General features: G+C 36.4%; 27 protein-coding genes and 1 pseudogene. 23 read left to right on the forward strand and 5 right to left on the reverse strand.

Translation table 11 applies throughout. From position 1 onward, the window contains the following. The first annotated feature begins 4 nt into the window (after positions 1-4). From DK861_RS12015 to DK861_RS12055, 9 genes are all read left to right on the forward strand, one after another. A complete protein-coding gene (locus DK861_RS12015; RefSeq protein WP_109400262.1) occupies positions 5-283 on the forward strand; it encodes a hypothetical protein in 279 nt (92 codons plus the stop codon). Between the two features lie 44 nt (positions 284-327). Next, a complete protein-coding gene (locus DK861_RS18295; RefSeq protein WP_204101265.1) occupies positions 328-513 on the forward strand; it encodes a hypothetical protein in 186 nt (61 codons plus the stop codon). 35 nt (positions 514-548) lie between these two features. Continuing rightward, positions 549-722: a hypothetical protein gene (locus DK861_RS12025; protein ID WP_239452175.1), complete on the forward strand. Its 174-nt coding sequence runs from the start codon at positions 549-551 to the stop codon at positions 720-722. 9 nt (positions 723-731) lie between these two features. Continuing rightward, positions 732-914 (forward strand): hypothetical protein, encoded by a 183-nt coding sequence (locus tag DK861_RS12030; protein ID WP_109400264.1) that lies wholly within the window; start codon positions 732-734, stop codon positions 912-914. Continuing rightward, entirely contained in the window at positions 907-1,065 is a 159-nt protein-coding gene (locus DK861_RS18195) for a hypothetical protein (RefSeq protein ID WP_162556779.1), read from the forward strand. Before DK861_RS12030 ends, DK861_RS18195 begins: the two co-directional genes overlap by 8 nt. Positions 1,066-1,218: 153 nt before the next feature. Next, a complete protein-coding gene (locus tag DK861_RS18300) occupies positions 1,219-1,392 on the forward strand; it encodes a hypothetical protein (RefSeq protein WP_204101266.1) in 174 nt (57 codons plus the stop codon). Next, positions 1,385-1,729, forward strand: a complete 345-nt coding sequence (locus tag DK861_RS12035; protein WP_109400265.1) for a phage protein NinX family protein — start codon at positions 1,385-1,387, stop codon at positions 1,727-1,729. The genes DK861_RS18300 and DK861_RS12035 overlap by 8 nt, the downstream gene beginning before the upstream one ends. After that, a complete protein-coding gene (locus tag DK861_RS12040; protein ID WP_109400266.1) occupies positions 1,719-2,264 on the forward strand; it encodes a phage N-6-adenine-methyltransferase in 546 nt (181 codons plus the stop codon). Before DK861_RS12035 ends, DK861_RS12040 begins: the two co-directional genes overlap by 11 nt. A 418-nt stretch (positions 2,265-2,682) precedes the next feature. Next, on the forward strand, positions 2,683-2,916 hold the full coding sequence (locus DK861_RS12055) for a hypothetical protein (protein WP_109372516.1): 234 nt from the start codon (positions 2,683-2,685) through the stop codon (positions 2,914-2,916). Here the strand turns inward: DK861_RS12055 and DK861_RS12060 are convergent. Next, on the reverse strand, positions 2,892-4,073 hold the full coding sequence (locus DK861_RS12060) for a site-specific integrase (protein ID WP_109400268.1): 1,182 nt from the start codon (positions 4,071-4,073) through the stop codon (positions 2,892-2,894). The genes DK861_RS12055 and DK861_RS12060 overlap by 25 nt on opposite strands. A 510-nt stretch (positions 4,074-4,583) precedes the next feature. Here DK861_RS12060 and DK861_RS12065 point away from each other — a divergent pair. Then, a complete protein-coding gene (locus DK861_RS12065; protein ID WP_006537118.1) occupies positions 4,584-5,024 on the forward strand; it encodes a PACE efflux transporter in 441 nt (146 codons plus the stop codon). A gap of 4 nt (positions 5,025-5,028) precedes the next feature. On the opposite strand, the gene DK861_RS12070 is transcribed toward DK861_RS12065, so the two are convergent. Then, positions 5,029-5,718 carry an AraC family transcriptional regulator gene (locus tag DK861_RS12070; RefSeq protein ID WP_072062585.1) on the reverse strand — a complete coding sequence of 230 codons (690 nt, stop codon included), beginning with the start codon at positions 5,716-5,718 and terminating at the stop codon, positions 5,029-5,031. A 96-nt stretch (positions 5,719-5,814) separates the two neighbouring features. After that, complete coding sequence (locus tag DK861_RS12075) at positions 5,815-6,153, reverse strand: tRNA-binding protein (RefSeq protein ID WP_006537121.1); 339 nt, start codon at positions 6,151-6,153, stop codon at positions 5,815-5,817. Between the two features lie 222 nt (positions 6,154-6,375). Between DK861_RS12075 and DK861_RS18480 the strand changes: the two are divergent. Further along, a pseudogene (locus DK861_RS18480) lies at positions 6,376-6,550 on the forward strand (GNAT family protein); the annotation flags it as partial. Between the two features lie 98 nt (positions 6,551-6,648). Continuing rightward, positions 6,649-7,362 carry a MarC family NAAT transporter gene (locus DK861_RS12085; protein WP_109400269.1) on the forward strand — a complete coding sequence of 238 codons (714 nt, stop codon included), beginning with the start codon at positions 6,649-6,651 and terminating at the stop codon, positions 7,360-7,362. Here DK861_RS12085 and DK861_RS12090 read toward each other — a convergent pair. Beyond that, the gene (locus tag DK861_RS12090) at positions 7,359-8,030 is read right to left on the reverse strand and encodes a transglycosylase SLT domain-containing protein (RefSeq protein ID WP_109400270.1); all 672 of its coding nucleotides are present in this window, start codon (positions 8,028-8,030) and stop codon (positions 7,359-7,361) included. The two genes, DK861_RS12085 and DK861_RS12090, sit on opposite strands and share 4 nt — an antisense overlap. Positions 8,031-8,666: 636 nt before the next feature. On the opposite strand from DK861_RS12090, the gene DK861_RS12095 reads away from it, so the two are divergent. The 5 genes from DK861_RS12095 to DK861_RS12115 all read left to right on the forward strand — a co-directional run bounded on the left by DK861_RS12095 (position 8,667) and on the right by DK861_RS12115 (position 13,203). Next, positions 8,667-9,524: a metal ABC transporter substrate-binding protein gene (locus DK861_RS12095; protein ID WP_229096578.1), complete on the forward strand. Its 858-nt coding sequence runs from the start codon at positions 8,667-8,669 to the stop codon at positions 9,522-9,524. Continuing rightward, positions 9,521-10,408 carry a manganese/iron ABC transporter ATP-binding protein gene (locus tag DK861_RS12100; protein WP_006537128.1) on the forward strand — a complete coding sequence of 296 codons (888 nt, stop codon included), beginning with the start codon at positions 9,521-9,523 and terminating at the stop codon, positions 10,406-10,408. The genes DK861_RS12095 and DK861_RS12100 overlap by 4 nt, the downstream gene beginning before the upstream one ends. Before the next feature lie 2 nt (positions 10,409-10,410). Continuing rightward, complete coding sequence (locus DK861_RS12105) at positions 10,411-11,322, forward strand: metal ABC transporter permease (protein WP_072062589.1); 912 nt, start codon at positions 10,411-10,413, stop codon at positions 11,320-11,322. After that, entirely contained in the window at positions 11,319-12,176 is an 858-nt protein-coding gene (locus DK861_RS12110) for a metal ABC transporter permease (protein WP_006537131.1), read from the forward strand. Before DK861_RS12105 ends, DK861_RS12110 begins: the two co-directional genes overlap by 4 nt. Before the next feature lie 154 nt (positions 12,177-12,330). Continuing rightward, entirely contained in the window at positions 12,331-13,203 is an 873-nt protein-coding gene (locus DK861_RS12115; RefSeq protein WP_072062591.1) for a fructosamine kinase family protein, read from the forward strand. Positions 13,204-13,335: 132 nt separating this feature from the next. Here the strand turns inward: DK861_RS12115 and DK861_RS12120 are convergent, their stop codons facing one another. Continuing rightward, positions 13,336-13,875 carry a YniB family protein gene (locus DK861_RS12120; RefSeq protein ID WP_006537133.1) on the reverse strand — a complete coding sequence of 180 codons (540 nt, stop codon included), beginning with the start codon at positions 13,873-13,875 and terminating at the stop codon, positions 13,336-13,338. Positions 13,876-14,074: 199 nt separating this feature from the next. On the opposite strand from DK861_RS12120, the gene hxpB reads away from it, so the two are divergent. The 6 genes from hxpB to DK861_RS12160 all read left to right on the forward strand — a co-directional run bounded on the left by hxpB (position 14,075) and on the right by DK861_RS12160 (position 21,817). Next, complete coding sequence (hxpB, locus tag DK861_RS12125; protein WP_072062592.1) at positions 14,075-14,743, forward strand: hexitol phosphatase HxpB; 669 nt, start codon at positions 14,075-14,077, stop codon at positions 14,741-14,743. Between the two features lie 311 nt (positions 14,744-15,054). After that, complete coding sequence (locus DK861_RS12130) at positions 15,055-15,621, forward strand: metal-dependent hydrolase (protein WP_109400271.1); 567 nt, start codon at positions 15,055-15,057, stop codon at positions 15,619-15,621. Between the two features lie 243 nt (positions 15,622-15,864). Next, complete coding sequence (locus tag DK861_RS12135) at positions 15,865-17,256, forward strand: L-cystine transporter (protein WP_072062594.1); 1,392 nt, start codon at positions 15,865-15,867, stop codon at positions 17,254-17,256. Positions 17,257-17,511: 255 nt separating this feature from the next. After that, on the forward strand, positions 17,512-17,709 hold the full coding sequence (locus tag DK861_RS18305) for a hypothetical protein (protein ID WP_204101267.1): 198 nt from the start codon (positions 17,512-17,514) through the stop codon (positions 17,707-17,709). A gap of 1,006 nt (positions 17,710-18,715) precedes the next feature. After that, complete coding sequence (locus DK861_RS12155; protein ID WP_109400273.1) at positions 18,716-19,891, forward strand: hypothetical protein; 1,176 nt, start codon at positions 18,716-18,718, stop codon at positions 19,889-19,891. Positions 19,892-19,990: 99 nt separating this feature from the next. Further along, positions 19,991-21,817: an arylsulfatase gene (locus DK861_RS12160; protein WP_109400274.1), complete on the forward strand. Its 1,827-nt coding sequence runs from the start codon at positions 19,991-19,993 to the stop codon at positions 21,815-21,817. Positions 21,818-21,885 lie beyond the last annotated feature (68 nt).

Here is a 21,885-nt window from a genome sequence, read left to right on the forward strand (position 1 = left end):
AACCATGAGTATTAATTACGAGCCAAAGTTGATTGTTGGCACTGATATGGAAAAGGTAACTATTGATGAAGATGCAGTCGACGATTTACTCAATGACGATTACACGCAACACGGATCGTGTTTTAGTGGGCGATTTAGTTTTATTGGTAAAGAAGTGAGCACGGAAGAAATCAACGACCCTAATTTCATGCTGAAATACATATCTCTCAAGCACGAGGTAGCAAAAACATTAGGTGTTACACCAGACGACATCACGCTAAGGAATGGCGTGTTAATCATGTAATTCAACCCACGGACTCAGTGCAAGGATGCAAACAGGAGATAGATATGACTATTGAACAGTTACAAGAAGAAAATAAGAGGTTGAAAGAAGTTCTTTTTGCTGGCGCTTTCTTAATGGCTAAAGCGGTTCATAAATATGATTTCGGCGTTGGAATGGAAGAGCAAGCCACCGACTTTATGAAGGATGCAGAGGAACTGGTTGGCAGGAAGCTACCAAAGTTCGCAGGATAATTTAACTCGCAGGGATGCAATGAAGAGGAATGAATATGAATAAGCAGATGGTTTTAGTTGCAAGGACAAACAAGGTTGGCTCTGACTCTGAGTGTGGTCTGGGTATTACTGAGGATGAATGGGATAAATTAACCGAAGAAGAGCAATCGGAACATATCAATACTGCACTTGATAATCTTGTTGATTGGTATGTGAAGACAGAAGGCTAAGGTGGAGTGATGAAATTAACAGAACGTCAAATTAGCACATTAAAAAATATAAATAATGGATATAGTCAGTTATGCAATAGTATGTCAATTTTCTCGTTGGAGAATAAAGGGCTTATTAAGCTTCACCCAAAGGACGGATGGCAATTAACAGGGTTAGGCATTGAAGAACTAAAAAGGCGGAGTGATGGATAAATACAAAGCCGAACTAATTAACGGAAAACCAGTTATTTTATTAAATGGAAATTTGATTGAGAAAGGATTTATTTCATATTCAGATGCAGAAAAAAGAGCTGATAACTTAAATTCTAAATTCAAAGTGGCCCACGCATATAAAAGTAAATAACCATGCAAATAATCGGATATGTATTACTCATGCTAATACAGGGTTCTGCTGTGCCTGTAACGGAAGATATATACACGCAATCGGAATGCAATAAACGTGCTGAATATTTAATGTCAGTGAGAGATTTAACTATTATTTGTGGCGAGGTGTGGAATGAAAGATAAATATAGTGTGAACTTACAAGGATACGAGGAAGAAGGTTTTGAAATTGAGCCGACAATAAAAGATAAATTTAATTTAAAATCTCCATCGTGGGATATACCAATAACAAAGCAGGACTTAGTTAATATTAAGCTCATGATAGAGGAGATATTAGAAAGTGAATAAATACACCGAACTATCAGACTTTGATATTAATAAAGCTGTATTTAACAAAGCAAGAATAAAGCATAAATATTTTAGATTCTTACCTAACGGCGTTATTACTTATAATATCAAAGGTAAATATCAAGTATTCGACCCATGCAACAACTCAGCCGACGCAATGCCGATTATTAAAGATAATTTCATATCTATAACTTATGACGGAATAGCGTGGGATGTTAGCTGTGTAAAATATCCAGAACTAAGCGTATGGAGTGGATTGGAAAATTATAATGCCAATTTTTATCGCAAAGCTATGGAATTATTTCTATTAATGAAGGATGCGGAGAATGAAGGCTAACTACGGAGGTAGCCATACACCAAAGGAATTGCGTGATAGATGGCAAACTCCCCTGCCTTTATTTGCAGCATTGGACGCTGAATTCGGCTTCTATTTAGATGCCTCCGCAGATAAAAATAATGCTCTCTGTTCTCGTTACCTCACCGAAAAGGACGACTCGTTAAATTGCGACTGGGAAAGTTACGGGGCTATTTGGATTAATCCTCCCTATTCAGATATTCAGCCTTGGATTAATAAAGCCGCCGAGCAATGTAAAAAGCAATTACAGCCTGTTGTGATGTTAATTCCTGCTGATACTTCTGTCGGTTGGTTTAATTCCGCATTAGAAACAGTTGATGAAGTGAGGCTAATTACAGGAGGAAGAATATCATTTATTAATGCAGGAACAAACAAACCAGTTAATGGTAATAATAAAGGCTCAATGCTTTTAATATGGCGACCATATATCAAACCACGAAAGATAATTAATACTGTCGATAGGGACGAGTTAATTAATATCGGCAATAGAATATTAAATGAATGGAAAATAGTATAGGTGAATTATGAGATTAATAATTCGCAGTGAAGTCACACCCACAGAAAGGATTGCTATTAATGAGGCGCTGTAAGCCCATAAAAAGAAATATAATCGAATTGGAATAATCGTTAGCCACAAAATAAAGATAGGAAAGAATATCTATCCTGTGGAAATAGAAAACTGTCGTAAATCATATATGGTCACTTTGCGTAATAAAAGGCAAAGACTATGAATGCACAAGCAATGGAAAACGCTCGAAGGAAAATAGCAAAGGAATGCTTAATTGAACTAAGAAGCCACGGAATACCAAACGACAAGCTAACCACCCAGATCCTCGACAAATACACATCAAAGTTTAAGCCTCTAAATCACATGAACTATCAGGACAAGATGGTCCTATCGTATTACCTGCGGAAATTACAAAAGGAAGAGAAAGATGGATGACAATATTCCAAAATTTTTAATTTGTAGAAGTAAGATTCAAGGGATGCTAGGTGGAATATCTCGCACAACATTCTGGAGAAAAAGACAAGAATGGATCGCTCAAGGAACGCCATTTCCTGAGCCTGATAGTAATTACGCCCCTATTAATGGAGGCGCATTATATAAATACAATGAAGTTATTGAATTTTTCAAAAGCAAAGGTTATTCAGTGCAGGATAATATGTGAGTCGCCAAGCTATTTACTGCATCTATTTGCTCTTTTATATATTCGTGTTGGTCATAAACAGAAAGGACTCCACCAAGTTTATGGCCTAACACTTTTTCAGAGACGTGAGGAGGAACACCAAGCTCACTCATTTTTGTCTTTGCGGTTCTGCGAAGATCGTGCATACTCCAATCAGTAATCTTCATTACATCACCAACCTGAATAGCCATACTTAATAATACACTAGCCGCCATCGGCCTATCCTCTTTCAGGTTTGCAGGAGGAAAGACTTGTTTAAAGTTTGGGTATAATGAAAAAGCTTCATTTAATAAAGAAACAGCCTCATCAGACAACCCTCTTCTAAACCCATCCCTTGTTTTAGAGTTCTGATCAGGAACTGCCCATATATTATTTTTTAAATCAAATTCTGATTTTTTAGCAAGTCTAAGTTCAGCGCCTCTACATCCTGTTAATAAAACCAACTTAATAAATAGCTTACTCTGCTTAGTCATATTGGTGTTATCGACAGCCCGCCAAAACATACCAATCTCTTTATCACTAAAATATCTCCTTCCTGCCCTTGGTTTCATCCCCACATCATCAGCTCTTAATTCAGAAAGTGGATTAACAGACAGCTTTCCAGAGCGAATACAGTATGAAAATATCTGCTTCATTTTTGAAAGGATCTCGGTTGCCATTGTTGGCGACCCGTTATCTCTCATTTTCTTAAAAACAGGCTGCCAATGAGCTATAACCATATCTTCAGCAATCATTTTGCCAACACCAGTGGATACGTGACGATGTAACGCCCTCTTCCAGAAATCATGTTTTACTAACTTCTGCGCGTGAGGGCTTTTTAACCATTCATTTATACACTCGTTTACTGATAGCTTTTTACCCTCATCAGCTATTTCCATTTCTTTGGCAATAATTGGATCTTTGCCTTCCAATAATATATTCCTAGCCTCTTGAGCTAAATTCCTAGCATCCTTAAGAGATATGGTTCCATACTCGCCAAGCGTCATTCTTCTAGGTCGCCCATTAAAGCGATATCTGAATTGGAAGATAATCATACCCTTTGGTGTTACTCGAATAGATAATCCCTGAGCATCAGCTATCTCAATACGTTTTTCTATTGGAACGTTATGAAGCTTTCTTAGTTTCGCATCTGTTAGCATGTGTACATCCCTTTAACTGTGTACACAGGTATGTACACAAATTTCATGGCACGAACTTAAACCGAATGAAACAGAGTGAAACATACGAGAAAGGGAAACTCAATATCTATATAGTGTTGGGTTGGATTTTTGAAACAGATTGAAATTGGTTGGAATAACTTTGTTGGCTTATACGCAAGATCACTTGTAAGCTTTTTATTTCGTATGTATTCAGTACGTTACGACAATTTTCTCACTTTACCTCGCGAGGTTTGCACATAGAGATGAACACTTACTTATCAAGTAAATATCTATAATATCGCTGAGCCTTATCGTAACTCGGGGGGAATTTTATCACAGACAGCAAAGATTTATAGCTTTATCTCATAGGTAATTTTAACGTTTATTTTTAATACACAGAGAGATAGAAATTTTTATTTAATTTGTCTACTATAATAAATAAGCGGAAACCGCGGCTTTAAAAAAACTTATTCTGGGGCGGTCCAGATTTTTATTATAAAAGGTATATGCATGTTTTATCTAAAACCCCGCCCTCGTAAATTAGTTTATGCTATTACTTTTGAAACTCTCGCGATTTTATTAAGCACTGTTTTACTGACCATATTAAGCCAAAGTCAATCACATAATTCACTCCCTGTTGCAATTGCGGTTTCTGTTATTGCTTTGATTTGGAATTATATTTTTAATTCTTTCTTTGAATTAATTGAGTTAAAATTAACAATAAAAAAACGGACTGTCATAGTACGACTAATCCATGCAATAAGTTTTGAATTAGGTTTATTTTTCTTTACCATTCCACTTTATATGTGGTGGTATAATGTAGGTTTTATCAAAGCAATAAGTATGGAAATAACTATATTAATCTTCTTCTTTATCTATACTTATTTATTCACGCTTGCCTTCGATAAATTATGTCCACGGATTTATTCAGTAGGAAATAAAGTGGGATAATCGCTTAATCCTGTCGATACTCAGTAGGACTTTTATTAAAGTATTGGCGAAATGCCTGACTAAATGCAGAATGCGAGTCATATCCTACGGCTAAAGCAATATTTTCAATATTTAGTGGTGTGTATTTTAATAATTCAGCGGCTTTACTAAGCCGCTGTTGAGTAACATATTGCATCACAGACACCCCCACCTCTGCTTTCATTTTTCGTTGTAGTGTACTCGCTGATGTATTAAAAGCGAAAGCGATATCATGTGTTGTTAATGGTGTATGTAATTTATTCGCTAACCAAGCATCCAAACTATCGCGCCAACCTTTTTGTATTTTCATTTGGGCAAGTAAAAGCCGTGTTATGGTTGAATATTGATCTGGAAGTTGAGGATATTGATGTATCCACTCTAATAAACTAATGGCAGCTGGTGATAACGCAAATTGTCCACCTTTCTCACTTAATTGCCATTGCGAAGTTGCAGGAAGTTCTAGGATAAGATTTTTATTATCTATATTGCCTGAAAAGGCATGATGAATCGTTGGGGGGATAACCAAACAGTTTTGATTAGAAATCAGAAAATTTTCTCGATTAAAATTAACTTCCATTGAACCTGAAAGCCCGAAAATAATCTGCCATAAATTATCATGATGATGAGATACCGTCTCTTGTGTATAACAGCGCAAATGCAATTGAGGTAATAACAAAAGACACTCCTTTATATCCATCCTACTATTGAATAATTACTATATCAAAACTCAGCAGAACATCACTATTTAAGAGTGCCAGATAAAGATACTTATTTATGCTAGACGTGAACCATTTGGTAAAGGCAAATTAAACTCAGCCAATACAATTGCTCCCGTTTCATCTGGTGCCCCTGTAATTAAGACTTCAGATTTTATACCTGCAATGCGTTTAACAGGGAAATTACATACACACAAAACACGACGTCCCACAAGCTCTTCAGGAGTGTAATTTACCGTAATTTGAGCACTTGAGCGCTTTATTCCTAATTCACCCAAATCGACTTCCATAATATAAGCAGGTTTATTAGCTTTCTCATTTATTTTTGCGCTGATAATTGTTCCCACTCTCATTTCTACACGTAGAAAATCATCCCATTCAATTAAATCTGTCATTTTTTTACCAATCTATTTAATTTACAGTGATACCTTAATTACTGAGTTATAGATTAGCACGCATCATGCAACCTCACCTGTGGTGAGGCGGTCATTCTCTGTTGAGAAAGAATCATCCTATACTTTTTTTCACTATTTAATTATTAATAATTTTCCGTAAATTTAACCATTATTTAAATAATCATGTTGTAGGTATAACAACCTTTATAAATATCGATAACCAAATCAAGTCGCAGAGCGATTGAACGCTTAGGTGCAAAACTCGATGGCATTTTACGTAACCACCGACTAACAATAGGCGGTCAAAAAAAGAGATACCTGTGTTTATAGTATTACTGATTATGACTGGCACTCAGTAAAAATACATTTAGAGTGGTTAATGAAGAAATACCAATAAACATTAAGATTATTATGCTTAAAAATAACTTTTTGCTGTTTAATTTGTTATCATAAATACTCCTTAATTACCTGTTATTATAGGAGCTTTTATATTCCATGCACTCTGCTTACCAGTTTTTTCAGGCTATTGGCCTTGGTCTTATTTTACTTTTACCTTTAACTAATCCATTAACGACTGTTGCTCTCTGGCTTGGTCTTTCAGGAAATATGACCAAAGAACAACGTAATCAACAATCTTTAATGGCATGTGTCTATATTTTTCTCATTATGACCATCGCGTTTTATGCGGGTCGCGTCATAATGACAACGTTTGGGATTTCGATACCCGGTCTTCGTATTGCTGGAGGGATGATAGTGGCCTTTATTGGCTTTAGTATGCTATTTCCTAATACACCTAATGTTGATGATCCTATTTCTGACGATAATAATCCTCACCACAATCCCAAAGAACCCAATATTGCCTTTGTTCCTTTAGCAATGCCAAGTACCGCAGGACCAGGAACCATTGCAATGATCATCAGTACCGCAGCATCAATACCTTCGCGTACTGATATTGCTCAATGGGTATTATATGTGGCCCCAGTAACGACCTTCTTTTTAATTAGCGTGATTGTTTGGCTGTCACTTCGTGGCTCCACCAGCATTATGAAATATTTAGGTCACAGTGGTATTGATGCTATTTCTCGTGTAATGGGATTTTTATTAATCTGTATGGGTGTTCAATTTATGATTAACGGTGTTCTTGAAATCATTGCAGATTTGCCTGCTTTATTAAAACAGGCTCAAGCCGCAGCTAATTTGCCAGATTAATTATCCCCTGCATGGTAAGCAGCTCTTACTTTAGCTAAATAACGTGGTGCTTGAGTTGCCGGATGGTTTTTTTCAACGTAACGATAAAAATCGTCCGCACTCATTGAATTAATTTTAGCTATCGCATTGTTTCTATCTTTATCAAATGTTCTCAATAAAGCGCCTGCGCCATTCACATAAGCAAGAATGGTGGCGTAATAAAGTGTTTCAGGATCAGCAATACCAACAAGGTGGCGCTCTCTTAATAGTTGAATATAAGCAGTACCTAAATCAATATTAATAGCGGGATCTTTCAATTGGGCTGTTGTTGGTTGCCCCGCTTTTCCTCTATTTTGATAAACATCTCTTCCTGCTGTTGATGCTTTAATTTGCATTAATCCAACCGCATTTGATTTACTAATTACCTCTGGTCTAAAGTTAGACTCAACTTGGATGATCGCTTTAATTAATGTTTCATCAACATTATAACGGCTAGAGGCTTGCTGTATGTGATTATCAAAAGGGGTTGCTTTCCATTGTGCCGTGGAGATCGAAGCATTATTAATACGGCTATTTATCGGCTTTTGACTTAAAAATCGAGATGTGTCTTTTTGAATTGGTTGATGAGCATTATCAGCACAACCAGCAAGAAGCAAAATTGCCAAAGAAAAGATAATTTTTACTTTCACGTTTTATCCTTTTGCATAAAGGGTTGTACAACGATATGTTTATATATCAACAAGTTGGGGATATATTATTCTATTTCCACACAAAAATTCACGCTAAAATATGGCAAAGTGCGAGAAATAAATCAATCTATTACTATTTCTAGCGTGTGTTTTATCTCAAATCTATCCCATTCACTATGATTGCCTCCCAAATGTATTAATCAGAATAGAATCTGCCATAACAAGTTTATATCGTGTTATTACTTATTTTTGAATAAATGGTATGCATTAGTGCAATGTAAAAAAGAGATTGAGAGATCGCGATAAAATCGTAGCGACATAACCCACATTGAATTAATAAGGAAGAAAGTGCATTTTTATGCGTAATAAAAATCATCTCTTACACAAATAGTTACAAACGATTGTTAATTTTTGTGACAAAACCCAACAATCTACTTAACATTTATTGGAATACATGTTGTTATCTTATTTCTAGTCGTTATCAAATGAAGCTTTTTACACAGAGATAACTTGACTTTCTTGAAATGATATTGATAATCATTATCAATTAAGAAAATACCTCTGCAACAATAAGGCAATAATAATATGGATATATTTCGCTCTGTAAACAAATTTTCACTTACGGCTTTATGCCTTATGGCAACAGTCTTTTTAACCACACCTGCACAAGCAAAAGATAAACTTAAAGTCGTCACTACCTTTACTATTATTCAAGATATTGCACAGAATGTTGCTGGAGATGCAGCGATTGTTGAATCAATTACAAAACCGGGCGCCGAAATTCATGATTATCAGCCTACCCCAAAAGATATTGTAAAAGCCCAAAAAGCTGATTTGATCTTATGGAATGGTTTAAACCTTGAACGCTGGTTCGAACGTTTTTTTAATGAGTTACGTAATGTTCCTGCGGTTGTAGTAACTGAAGGCATCACTCCAATGGCAATTAGTGAAGGTGCTTACAAAAATAATCCGAATCCACACGCATGGATGTCACCAAATAACGCATTAATTTATATTGAAAATATTCGTAAAGCATTTGTTGAACACGATCCTGATAATGCAGCAATTTATAATCAAAATGCAGCAAATTACGCAGAAAAAATTAAACAGCTTGATGCACCATTAAGAGAACGGTTGTCTCGTATCCCACAAGAAGATCGTTGGTTAGTGACCAGTGAAGGCGCTTTCAGTTATTTAACTAATGATTATGGCTTTAAAGAAGTTTATTTATGGCCAATTAATGCAGAAGAACAAGGCACACCACAACAGGTTAAATATGTGATTGATACCGTTAGAGAACACAAGATCCCTGTTGTCTTTAGTGAAAGTACAATTTCAGATAAACCGGCTAAACAAGTCAGCAAAGAAACTGGCGCAAAATACGGTGGCGTTCTTTATGTTGACTCACTTTCCGCTGAAGGTGGTGAAGTTCCTACTTATATTGATTTAATTACTATTACAGTAGATACAATTGCGAAAGGATTTGGGCAATGAGCAATATAAAAGCTAATCCTACGTTGACTGTTGATAATGCCACAGTAACTTACAACAACGGTCATACAGCTATTTTTGATGCAAGCTTCTCTATCACTGGTGGCACTATTTGTGCCCTAGTGGGCATCAATGGCAGTGGTAAATCCACATTATTTAAAACCATTATGGGGCTAGTAAAGCCCTCTAAAGGTAAAGTGACATTAAACGGCAGCCCGATTCAGCAGGCGTTAAAACAAAATATGATCGCCTATGTACCACAAACAGAAGAAGTTGACTGGAATTTTCCTGTGCTTGTTTCTGATGTTGTAATGATGGGACGTTATGGAAAAATGGGTTTTTTTCGTATTCCTTCAAAACGCGATCATGAAGTTGTTGAAGCATCATTAGAACGTGTTGGTTTGTCAGGCTTAGGACATCGCCAAATTGGTGAACTTTCTGGTGGCCAGAAAAAACGTGTTTTCTTAGCACGAGCAATGGCTCAAGAAGGTACAGTTTTATTACTTGATGAACCTTTTACGGGTGTCGATGTTAAAACAGAAAATGCCATCATCGAGCTTTTACGCAATTTGCGCGAAGAGGGCCACTTAGTTTTAGTTTCAACGCATAACTTAGGAAGTGTACCTGAATTTTGTGACCACGTTATTTTAATCAATAGAACGGTGTTAGATAGTGGTCCAACTGAAACGACATTTACACAGAAAAACTTAGAACACGCATTTGGTGGTGTGTTACGTCACATTAGCCTCTCAGGTTCTGATCTTCATGATGATGATGATCCACGTTCACTTACTGTTATTACCGATGATGAACGTGCTGCTGTTTTCTATGGTCATCAAGAAGAACACACTCCAGCGCACCAAAGCCAGCGCAAACAAGGAGATTAGCCATGCTAGATTTACTCCTACAACCTTTTGAATATAACTATATGGTGAAAGCAATTTGGGTCAGTGCCTTAGTCGGTGCTGTCTGTGCGTTTCTTTCATCCTATCTTATTTTGAAAGGTTGGTCGTTAATGGGAGATGCCCTTTCCCACTCAGTTGTTCCCGGTGTTGCTGGAGCTTATATATTAGGTTTGCCCTATGCAGTTGGTGCTTTTTTTACGGGTTTGCTCGCGGCATTATCAATGACACTTATTCGTCATATCACACGCCTTCGTGAAGATGCCGTTATTGGCTTTATTTTCTCCACTTTTTTTGCCTTTGGTCTGTTACTGGTTTCGCTTAAACCAACAGCCGTCAACGTTCAGACCATCATTCTCGGGAATATCTTAGGTATTGCTGATGAAGACGTATGGCAAGTTGTGATTATTACGGGTGTTTCTTTTTTCGTCTTATTTTGTATTTGGAAAGACTTGCTGGTGGTTTTTTTTGATGAAGTTCATGCAAAATCAATTGGCTTATCACCATTAAAATTAAAAATTATCTTTTTCACTCTTTTGAGCGCTTGTACTGTTGCGGCTCTTCAAACTGTTGGCGCCATCCTTGTCATTGCTATGGTAGTTACCCCTGGCGCAACTGCTTATTTACTCACAGATCAATTTAAACGGCTGGCTATTATTGCTATCTGTATTGGCACAGTCACAAGTGCAGTAGGCGCTTATCTTAGCTACTTCTTTAATGGTGCAACAGGTGGCGTGATTGTCACAATGCAAACATCACTCTTTCTGTTGGCTTTCTTATTCGCCCCGAAACACGGTATGTTAGCCGCTCGCCGTCGTGCTCGTCAGAGTTCACAACAGTTGATCACACAATCTCATCAGCATAAAGGATCAACAAAACCAGAAGAGGTGAAACTATGAATGAGTTGATGGAATTTTTCATTGAGCCTTTTCAATATCCCTTTATGCAACGCGCTATTGTTGCGGCCATTATCATAGGTATCGCCTGCGCTATTTTATCTTGTTATATGGTATTAAAAGGCTGGTCTTTAATGGGAGATGCAATCTCTCACGCCGTTTTACCTGGCGTTGTTCTTGCTTATGTCACTGCTATCCCGTTAACAGTAGGTGCCTTCCTTTCTGGGCTATTTTGCTCTTTTGCCACTGGTTATTTAAAAGATCACAGTCGCATTAAAGAAGATACAGTGATGGGGATTGTATTCTCAGGCATGTTTGCGGTGGGTTTGGTTATTTTTGCCAGTGTCGATACAGACCAACATTTAATGCATATTTTATTTGGTAATATTTTAGGCATTACACCTGATGTATTAACTCAAATTAGTATTATCTGTGTAATCACCATCACTATTATGCTTATTAAGCAAAAAGATTTTATGCTTTATTGCTTCGACCCTAACCAAGCCAGAATTGTTGGCTTACCTGTCACATTATTGCACTATGGCTTACTGTCCATTTTGGCATTAACCATTGTTGCTTCAATGCAGGCCGTTGGGATTATTTTAGTTGTCGCAATGCTTATTTCACCGGGGATCACTGCCTATTTATTAACACGCAGTTTTTCACGCATGATTATGTTAGCAATTATATTTTCTGTCGCATCTAGTGTTATAGGAACATTTATTAGTTTCCATATTGATGGAGCAACAGGTCCTTGTATTGTGCTAACGCAAGCTGTGTTCTTTATTATTGCGCTACTCTCTAATCAGATAAGTTTGGCAAAAATAAAGCGACAAACAAAACCCGCTAGCGCCTGAGCATCTTCTTTATCTTCGCAAAAACGGGATAATCATCCCGTTTTTTAGCTTTATACTTTATTGATTTAATTAAAGTGTTATTGTCATAGTATAAACATCGCTCGTTACTATTTTATTTGGGTCTACTAAGTAAACAACTTTGCGAGGTGTAAGTATGTGGCAGAATATAGGTCGTTTACTGGAATCAAACTTAGGATTTTCAGCAAAGATAAACGAAAAAATTCACCTTTCTAGTGGTGATATTCATCATACATGGAAAATTTATTATGGTGATACACCTGTTTTTGTGAAATCTAATTTGCGTGAATTTCTGCCTAACTTTAAAAATGAGGCAGAACAACTCGAAATGCTGGCAAAAAGCCAAACAATTCGAACTCCCCGAGTTCTTGGTATCGGTAATAGTAAAGATGCCAGCTTTCTACTCCTTGAATTTTTGCCTGTTCAACCATTTACACCTCATAGCGCCTACTGTTTTGGACAACAACTAGCAAGACTACATCAGTGGGAAGAACAACCTAGTTATGGCTTTGATTTCGATACCCAAATCGATACAACTCCTCAACTCAATAGCTGGGAAAAACGCTGGAATCACTTTTATTCTGAAAAACGTATTGGTTTTCAGCTACAACTAGCTTCTGAGAAAGGTATGGTTTTTGGAGATATCGATGAGATCACTCAAATTATCACTCATCGCCTCGCTGATCATAATCCACAACCCTCTTTGCTTCACGGCAATCTATGGCCTAAAAACTGTGCTGCAATTGGTCAATCAGAAGGTACCGTGTTCGATCCAGCTTGTTATTGGGGTGATCGAGAATGTGATATCGCAATGTTACCGCTTTGTACTGCAGTACCTGCAAATATTTTCGACGGTTATCAAAGTGTTTGGCCACTATCCGATAAGTTTTTATCACGTCAGCCTATTTACCAACTCTATTTCTTCCTCAACCGTTGTAATTTATTTGGGGGCGAAGAAAATTATTTAGAAGTCAGAAAAATCATTGATGATCTATTAGCAACACCTTAATAGGAATAAAGTGAAATAGTATTGAGATAATAAAAAACTAAAAAATATAACCTCGCCAGATTCAGTGATGCGAGGTTTATTTTTCCTTTCAATTAATATAAGTGAACAGTCCTCGCTCACTTTAAAATAGTGTTACCATCCTAAAAATTTCATTAAGAAATAGCCAATTGCAATGACAATCAGAGGTGATAAATAAAGCACCATAATTTGAGTAAATATAGTATGTCGCGGTAATTTGATATTTTGTTGCAATTCTTCAGCCGTTACACCACTTTTCATTGCGCGTTCAATAATAAGCTGATCTTGTATATTTTCTTTCAAATATTTCACTTGACGATAAATTCGTAATCCTGATGCGCTGAATGCTAATCCTATGAACATAAAAAGAAAAATAACAAAAAAAGTGATATTTTCTTGGCTAAATCCCATTTGTGTATTGGGGATAGGTGAATTTCGCCAGAAAAAACCTAAAAAAGGTGTGTTAAATTGCACCATTTCCGCTAATACACGAAAAAAATCATTAATCACGGCATTTACACCATCACCACTTGGGCGTTGAATTGCAGCCAATCCTATCAATGATACAGCTGTCGAAATAAAGGCAGGAATAAAAATAAGCCAGCCAAGTACACGCTTTAAAATGGCATATAATCCTGCATATTGATAACTCATCACATCCTCACTAGTCGAATTCGTCAATATTTATCTGTTTATCGTAGTCTAATTAACGGCTAACACGACAATAAATTAATAGTAGCTATTCTCTCTATTTATTTTACAAAATAAATAAGAAACTGATTAAAAAGATTTTCCCTGTAACTCTTGCTACAATCGCCACTCGACAACATAGACCTTATTTATGGAGAGTAACATGTCTTTTAAATTCCCTATTGAAGCTGCAATATTTGATATGGATGGTTTATTAATCGACTCTGAACCATTTTGGCAGCAAGCAGAACATGAGGTCTTTGCTGAATTAGGTGTCGATCTATCCCTTGCATCGGCAATGCCTGATATGGTTGGGTTAAGAATAAACGAAGTCATTGATTTATGGTATAGAGCATCACCTTGGCAAGGCGTTTCAAAACAAGAAGCAAAACAAAAAATGGTTTCTCGTGTTGTCAAATTAGTTGAAGAAACAAAGCCACTATTACCAGGTGTTGAGCATGCCTTAGAACTTTGCAAATCATCAGGGCTAAAAATTGCACTAGCATCAGCATCTCCTGATTTTATGCTTGAGCGTGTCCTAGAGTTGTTTAATATTCGTCATTACTTCTCAGCTGTCGTGTCTGCTGATGAGCTACCACACAGCAAACCACACCCTGAAGTTTATCTAAATGCAGCTAAAGCGCTTAATCTTGACCCTATTCACTGTGTTTCATTAGAAGATTCTCGCAATGGTATGATTGCTTGTAAAGGCGCCAGAATGCGCTCTATCGTTGTCCCTGCAATAGAACAATTTAATGATAAACAATGGGGCTTAGCTGATGTAAAAATCGCGTCACTCAATGAACTAACGCAACTACATTTATTAGGCTAATTTCCATAAATAAAAAGGATATTCTACTTTATAAGATATCCTTTTTATTCTGCTTTTAATGAACATAAGCTCACCAACCTCTTCTCTATTTTTAAGTATTCCTCTTGTATATTTCTTTTGCTTCCTCTCGCCGTGATCTTACTTTTTGGTTCCTTATCCTAAATTCGATCATTTTTAAATCAATTAAATAAAATATTCCTGTTATTGCTTAATATTTAAGACAATTTTTATCTTTTTTGTCTGTTAGTTATCGTCAAAACCTTTTATACTTTAATTACTGTATAAATGAACAGCAAATAAACAGACATGGAATGACAGCAGAAGGACATCTACTTTTTTCTGTGGCAACACTTGTGTTAGCGCAGAAACTTGAAATAACGCCAGCTCTTGCTCATGGTGATTGGTTTCACATGATCCCTGCTGTCTTATTAGGCTCACTTCTACCTGACTTAGACCACCCTGGCTCTATTCTCGGGCGATTATTCCGTATTATCTCACTGCCTCTATCAAAACTCTGTGGTCATCGAGGTTTTACGCATAGTTTACTTGCGCTTTGTGGTTTAGCTATTTTATGGGAAACCCAAGTTTCACCACAGTGGGATATTTCCGCCGATATCTTCCATGCCCTTTTATTAGGTTATCTTAGCCACCTTATTGCAGATATGTTAACTCCCGCTGGCGTTCCTTTCCTGTGGCCTTTAAAAATACGCTTTGCATTACCCATTTTAGGCAAAAAGAACAATAAAAAAGGCGAGAGGTTTATCTCTGTTTTGATCCTTGTTGGCGCACTTTTTTTACCTCCTCACCTTACTGTTACCCTGCCTTCGCAAATCAATAACTGGTTACAGGTGTACCACGATAAGCGTACTAATTTTTAACACAGTCTGACAAAAACCTACGTTTCTCTATTTATTTATAAATTCTTACTCCTTTTTATAGCAACTTTCCTTGTTTTTATAACCAAATGATTATATAAAATAATAATTAATTATAAAAAGTTATTAACAGTTCTGTTACCCTATATCGCATTGGTGCTGTTATATCCTTTCTTATTGCCTAAGAACTCATATCGCATACAATCGTCGAAATTATATAAATAAAGATCTCGTTGGAGAGTTAAGATGAATTTTCCGTTAATCATTAACGTGCTCGTCTTTGTTGTGCTATTACTCATCTTGGCTAAATTAAGTCAACGTCAGTGGAGCCTTTCAAAGAAAGTTCTTGTTGGTTTAGTTTTTGGTGTTGCTTTTGGGCTAGCACTACACGCATTCTATGACTCACACGATCCTATTATTAAAGAATCTATTCTTTGGTTTAATATCGTGGGTAATGGCTATGTACAGCTGTTACAAATGATCATTATGCCATTAGTATTTGCCTCTATTCTTAGTGCCGTAGCTCGATTACACCAAGCATCATCACTAGGAAAAATTAGTGGACTCACTATTGGCACACTATTATTCACCACAGCTATTTCTGCATTAATAGGTATTGTTATTGCTAATTTATTTGGCTTAACAGCAGAAGGCCTAGTACAAGGTGAACAAGAAGCACAGCGCTTAATTGCACTTGAACAAAATTACATGGGCAAAGTTTCTGACTTAACGATGCCACAGCTTATTTTGTCATTTATTCCTAAAAATCCATTTGCTGATTTAACAGGTGCAAGCTCAACATCAATTATTAGCGTCGTTATCTTTGCTACTTTCTTAGGTATGGCTGCACTGAAACTGCTCAAAGAAGACCAACCTCGTGGTGAGAAAGTTTTAGTTGCAATTGATTGCTTACAATCATGGATCATGAAACTGGTTCGTATTGTTATGATGTTAACACCTTATGGTGTAATGGCGCTGATGACTAAGGTTGTTGCAAGCTCAAATATGCACGACATCATTCAATTAGGAAGCTTTGTTGTTGCCTCCTATGTTGCTATTGGCTTAATGTTTGTGGTTCATGGATTACTAGTTAGCTTTACGGGTTTGAATCCTATTAAATTCTTCAAAAAAGCGGGGCCTTTATTAGCATTCGCATTTACAAGTCGTTCAAGTGCTGCAAGTATTCCGTTAAATATTGAAACTCAAATTAAGCGTGTGGGTGTGCCAGAATCTATCGCAAGCTTCTCATCATCTTTTGGTACAACAATTGGTCAAAATGGTTGTGCGGGTATTTACCCCGCGATGTTAGCCGTTATGGTTGCGCCTACAGTGGGAATTAACCCATTAGATCCAATGTGGATTGCCACTTTAGTTGCTATCGTAACCGTCAGCTCTGCAGGTGTTGCGGGCGTTGGTGGTGGTGCTACATTTGCAGCTCTTATCGTTCTGCCTGCAATGGGTTTACCTGTGACATTAGTTGCCCTATTAATCTCTGTAGAGCCATTAATTGATATGGGACGTACCGCATTAAACGTCAGTGGCTCAATGACAGCGGGTACAATCACGAGTCAAATTATGGGACAAACGGATAAAACTGTCTTTAACCAAGATGAAGAAACTGAACTTACAGTAAAATAAACTTTATCTGCCTCTATTAATAAAGTCAGTTCATCATTTGAACTGGCTTTTTTTTGTATCTGTATTAAGTTACATATCTTCTATTTATGTTACCCACCAATATCAATTAAAACCCTATAAACATAACAAGGTAAAATCGTGCAAAAAATTATGCGAATTTTGCGAAAACTCTATAAGTATGAAAACAGTCAGTATGATCCTGAACACCAAGTTTGACTGTATCAGCTTGATACTCTTTCAGAAAAAGAACGAGTCTTGTTATCAGAAGTCAATTGGCGACCTAATGTTATAGAAAGATTTGCTGATCATTCTGATGTTATTTCAAAATTAAATAGCTTAAAAAACAATCCATCACTCACCCAAAAGCGTTGCTTAGATGGATTTGTGGCTGGTGTGAGTGGCAGCTATCTTAGAGGTCGTTCTGTTTTAGGTTGTTCACTTCCTCTAAAATGAGACCGCTATAGTTAGATTTTCTACCCAAATATTTGCAGAAGTCACTATGAAAAAATCCGTTTTACCGAAACTCAAATCGTTAATATCGTAAAAATTGCTGATTCAGGGATGAAAGTGGGCGATATCTGTCGCCAAAATGAGATCAGAAACTCCACATACTATAATTAGGAATCAGAGTACCTGTGGATATAATACAATGGTATTAAACGATTAAAATAGCTTGAAGAGGAAAATACAAAACTTAAAAAAATGTTTATAGAAGTCAGCTTTAAAAACCATGCTATGAAGGAACTTTAGATTTTTTACAAGACAGTTTGTACTGTAGCAAACGCTTTAGAATCCTGAATATTATTGATGAATAAAGTGGCCCGAAAAAGCGAGATAGAACTTATGCGAAAAATTGATGGTCGAGACGCTAAGGTTCAAGTTGGTAATGTATTGAGTGAACTATCAGTAGCCTATGAGTTTGCGATTGGTGTATCGTATTTTGATGGTAATTTTACTAATCTTACATTATTGACAAAATCTAACTCATAGCGAGCGAAGTTTAAACTGACCAATAATAAAGCTACTCGTTATCTAGATAATAATGAACTAAAGAAGTTTTTAGAGTGGTTGCTAAACTCAGCTTACACCAATGCTGTGAAAAATGTTTTCCACCAGACGCTTTAAACGGGCTTCTGAATTGAAGAAGTGTGCGTAATGGCTTAGACCAATCTTAAGTTAATTATTAAAGTACAAAGACATTGTTATTGTAATATTGCTCACAAATTTCAAATGAAAACCTTGTTAAATAAATTTATTCATATATTTTTTTAAAAACAACACAGGTGTGTTACTAGTATTACTAGGCAAAAACCTGAAACCGTTTCTATTTATGAACTACAAAATAGAAACGGTTTCAGGTTTTTTTTTATAAAAAATTTAAGTTAATAAAATAAATTGGAACATATTCAAGTGGTTTACTACACATAAAATAATATTTCTAGGTAATAAGGATGGTTTAATGAAAAAAATATATGTTGTTCCATTAATAGCCAGTTTTTTTTGCTTTTTTACTACACTAGCAAGTGCGACTGATATCAACAAACCTAAATCGTCTAAAAGAGAATTTTCTGGGGTTGCAGAAAATTATTTAAATGAAAAAAAAGGGGCAACAATTCAAATATTAACTAACTTTGAAAAAGATTCCCGTTGGTATGCAAACTTCAGAGTTAAAAGTAACTATCTCCATTATAATAATTATGATCATACTTATATTCAGCTAGGTGGTAGGCTGAGAGGGAAAACCTATTTTACTGAAAATACCGCGTTTGTCGGTGATTTTTGGTATCGTTCACAAGATAATATCGTTAAAGCGAATGGAAAAATGGTTAATCGCTTTGATGATTTTGACGAAAATAATGATTGGGAACAGTACCGTTTTGGTCTTGAACATGATCGCTGGGGAGCCATTCTCTATGGTAAACATACGGCCACTTGGAGTTTCTTTTCTGTTGATATGGGAGCTCAAGCACTATTAGACACACAAGCTGATGCAGGACTAAAAAATGTAGGTAAATTTATTTATAAAAATCATTTTAGTAACAACTTATTTATTAATGCGAGCTTCGATAGAAACTCCCACATATATGGAGTTGATCTCGGTTATCAAACTGCAGATATTTACCAATTTAAACCTGATGCTATTGGAATTTATGTTTCTCTACATAACGGTCAACCTAGTATAGCTAACGGCACAAAACCTATTGTTGGTAATGTTAATATCACAAAAACTCAACAGGGAAATATCAGTAACTCTGATAGTAAATATGCAAGAGAATCAACAAACCAATACACTTATGCTTTTGCAGGATTTAAAAACATTGGTAATCAATATCGTTTTGCTGGGCAAATGGCTTATTCAAAACGTGGAGATGAATCAATTAATGAAATTAAAAAGAAAGGCTGGGCAAAAGATGGATTGGGCTACTCTGCAACAATAGGTTTACAACGTTATCCAACAACACCTTATGGAATAACTTATATACTTTATAATAGCTGGGATGAGTTTAGTGGTATGAGTATTACACCACAATTAGAATATTGGTTTGGTTCTCCGCAATTGCGGGCATGGATAAGCTGGGATTGGCAAGATAAAAATTCTGATGTCACTCGTATTGGTTTTCAATGGGATTTCTAGTCATATTCAGAATAGAAAAATATTAATTATTATTGCTCTCTAAATATAAATTAGAAAATCATTTTCATAATATTAATCAATAAATATTAAGGTTTAAAAATGAAATATAAACACCATGCAAATACAATGATATCTGTTCCTGATACTCAGTCCCCCAGTAAAGGAAAATATAAAAAGAATAATTTATGGAAGAAAATGCGTATCGCATTCGATAGCTCATTATTATTAACACTTGCACTCGTTACTAATCCAAGTGTAGCAGAGAATGTTCAAGCGAATAAAATTATCGAAAAGAAAAATCCAAATATCATATTGATTGTATTGGATGATGTTGGCTTTTCTGATTTTGGTGCCTTTGGTTCTGAGATCAAAACACCCAACATTGATGCCTTAGCGGAATCGGGTATTCGTTACAATCGTTTTGATACCAGTGCAATTAGTGCACCGACACGTGCAGCTATTATGACAGGGCGCAATAACCAAACCGTAAATATGGAAGACCTTCCGCCTAACAACGTAAATGCTCCCAAAAAAGATATCCCTTATGGTTCAGGTCCTACGACTAGCGGTGAAATTCCTGAGAATGCGCAGAATATGGCCCAAGCCCTTAAGGCTGCTGGCTATAACACCTATGCTTTAGGTAAATGGCATTTAGCACCAAACTATAAAGATGATGAAGCTCGTAACCAAAGTTTTTGGCCAATTCAACGTGGGTTTGATAAATTCTATGGTTTCTTAAGTGGACATACCAGTCAATACAAGCCAGCGCTAATAGAAGATAATCAAAGAATTATCCCGCCAAATGATCCTAACTATCACTTGTCGACCGATTTAATTAATCATGCTATCGATAGCATCGATAGTAATCCAGAAAAGCCTAAATTTGTTTATTTGGCTCTAGGTGCTGCCCACTCCCCTTATCATGTACCAAAATCGTATATTGATACCTACGAGGGTAAATATAATCAAGGATGGGATAAACTTCGACTTGAGCGATTTGAAAAACAAAAAACACTCGGCATTATTCCTAAAAATACGATATTACCCCCGAGAGGAAAAGGTGATGCTGCATGGGATTCATTAGATGAAGACCAGAAAAAAGTTTATTCAAAATTTATGGAAACGTATGCAGGCTATATAACACATACTGATGAAGAAATTGGTCGTTTGGTCAAGCATTTAAAAGAAACAGATCAGTATGATGATACTTTGATTATTCTTTTATCTGATAACGGTGCAGCCCCTGAAGGCGGAGTTAATGGTGGCTTCAGACAAGCTTACATGGATAAAACCTCAGTAAAAGATATGCTGGGAAATCTTGATGAAGCGGGTGGTCCAAATACTGATATGCTCTATCAACGTCCATGGGCTTATGTTGGAGCGACTCCTTTTAATCGCTATAAATTATGGCCATATTTAGGTGGAGTAAGAACACCTCTAATTGTTTCATGGCCTAGTAAAACTAAGCAACCTAATGCTATCCGCTCGCAATATGTGAGTGTGGTTGATATTGCACCAACTATCTTAGATGCAGCAGGAACGGCATTCGCCAGTGACGTTGAAGGTGTTAAACAGCTCCCTATCGCAGGTAAATCTTTCTTACCAACCTTAAATTCAGATGATGCCAAAACACGCGATGTTCAATATTTCCAACTGAGAGGGCAACGAGCAATCACTCAAGGCGATTGGCGCGCTGTTGCATTACATCGTTATAATACTAGTTATGACGATGACCAATGGCAGTTGTTCAATACCGCTGATGATTTCTCCGAATCAACTGATTTAGCAAAGAAATATCCCGAAAAATTAGAAGAATTAAAACAGCTATGGTGGGAAGAAGCGAAGAAGTATAGTAATCCACCAGTAGTTGAACCATTAGAATTCTTCTATAAATTTAATCGTATGGAAGATGGATTTAAGAACTAAATAAAATAGATTAGTAGGCTAGCCTATTAATGCTTAGCCTACTCATTCAAAGATCGTTGATATGTATA

The organism is Proteus sp. TJ1640 (genome assembly GCF_003144445.1).
Taxonomy (GTDB): Bacteria; Pseudomonadota; Gammaproteobacteria; order Enterobacterales; family Enterobacteriaceae; genus Proteus; species Proteus penneri.

What these genes read in the sequence shown, in the direction of transcription:
- DK861_RS12100 (WP_006537128.1), top strand. Translation starts at nt 9,521, where the DNA reads ATGAGCAATATAAAAGCTAATCCTACGTTGACTGTTGATAATGCCACA.
- DK861_RS12135 (WP_072062594.1), top strand. Translation starts at nt 15,865, where the DNA reads ATGAATTTTCCGTTAATCATTAACGTGCTCGTCTTTGTTGTGCTATTA.
- DK861_RS12055 (WP_109372516.1), top strand. Translation starts at nt 2,683, where the DNA reads ATGGATGACAATATTCCAAAATTTTTAATTTGTAGAAGTAAGATTCAA.
- DK861_RS12075 (WP_006537121.1), bottom strand. Translation starts at nt 6,153, where the DNA reads ATGACAGATTTAATTGAATGGGATGATTTTCTACGTGTAGAAATGAGA.
- DK861_RS12130 (WP_109400271.1), top strand. Translation starts at nt 15,055, where the DNA reads ATGACAGCAGAAGGACATCTACTTTTTTCTGTGGCAACACTTGTGTTA.
- DK861_RS12105 (WP_072062589.1), top strand. Translation starts at nt 10,411, where the DNA reads ATGCTAGATTTACTCCTACAACCTTTTGAATATAACTATATGGTGAAA.
- DK861_RS12025 (WP_239452175.1), top strand. Translation starts at nt 549, where the DNA reads ATGAATAAGCAGATGGTTTTAGTTGCAAGGACAAACAAGGTTGGCTCT.
- DK861_RS12030 (WP_109400264.1), top strand. Translation starts at nt 732, where the DNA reads ATGAAATTAACAGAACGTCAAATTAGCACATTAAAAAATATAAATAAT.
- DK861_RS12115 (WP_072062591.1), top strand. Translation starts at nt 12,331, where the DNA reads ATGTGGCAGAATATAGGTCGTTTACTGGAATCAAACTTAGGATTTTCA.
- DK861_RS12110 (WP_006537131.1), top strand. Translation starts at nt 11,319, where the DNA reads ATGAATGAGTTGATGGAATTTTTCATTGAGCCTTTTCAATATCCCTTT.
- DK861_RS12085 (WP_109400269.1), top strand. Translation starts at nt 6,649, where the DNA reads ATGCACTCTGCTTACCAGTTTTTTCAGGCTATTGGCCTTGGTCTTATT.
- DK861_RS12015 (WP_109400262.1), top strand. Translation starts at nt 5, where the DNA reads ATGAGTATTAATTACGAGCCAAAGTTGATTGTTGGCACTGATATGGAA.
- DK861_RS12120 (WP_006537133.1), bottom strand. Translation starts at nt 13,875, where the DNA reads ATGAGTTATCAATATGCAGGATTATATGCCATTTTAAAGCGTGTACTT.
- DK861_RS12160 (WP_109400274.1), top strand. Translation starts at nt 19,991, where the DNA reads ATGAAATATAAACACCATGCAAATACAATGATATCTGTTCCTGATACT.
- DK861_RS18295 (WP_204101265.1), top strand. Translation starts at nt 328, where the DNA reads ATGACTATTGAACAGTTACAAGAAGAAAATAAGAGGTTGAAAGAAGTT.
- DK861_RS12060 (WP_109400268.1), bottom strand. Translation starts at nt 4,073, where the DNA reads ATGCTAACAGATGCGAAACTAAGAAAGCTTCATAACGTTCCAATAGAA.
- DK861_RS12095 (WP_229096578.1), top strand. Translation starts at nt 8,667, where the DNA reads ATGGCAACAGTCTTTTTAACCACACCTGCACAAGCAAAAGATAAACTT.
- DK861_RS18300 (WP_204101266.1), top strand. Translation starts at nt 1,219, where the DNA reads ATGAAAGATAAATATAGTGTGAACTTACAAGGATACGAGGAAGAAGGT.
- hxpB (WP_072062592.1), top strand. Translation starts at nt 14,075, where the DNA reads ATGTCTTTTAAATTCCCTATTGAAGCTGCAATATTTGATATGGATGGT.
- DK861_RS12155 (WP_109400273.1), top strand. Translation starts at nt 18,716, where the DNA reads ATGAAAAAAATATATGTTGTTCCATTAATAGCCAGTTTTTTTTGCTTT.
- DK861_RS12040 (WP_109400266.1), top strand. Translation starts at nt 1,719, where the DNA reads ATGAAGGCTAACTACGGAGGTAGCCATACACCAAAGGAATTGCGTGAT.
- DK861_RS18195 (WP_162556779.1), top strand. Translation starts at nt 907, where the DNA reads ATGGATAAATACAAAGCCGAACTAATTAACGGAAAACCAGTTATTTTA.
- DK861_RS12065 (WP_006537118.1), top strand. Translation starts at nt 4,584, where the DNA reads ATGTTTTATCTAAAACCCCGCCCTCGTAAATTAGTTTATGCTATTACT.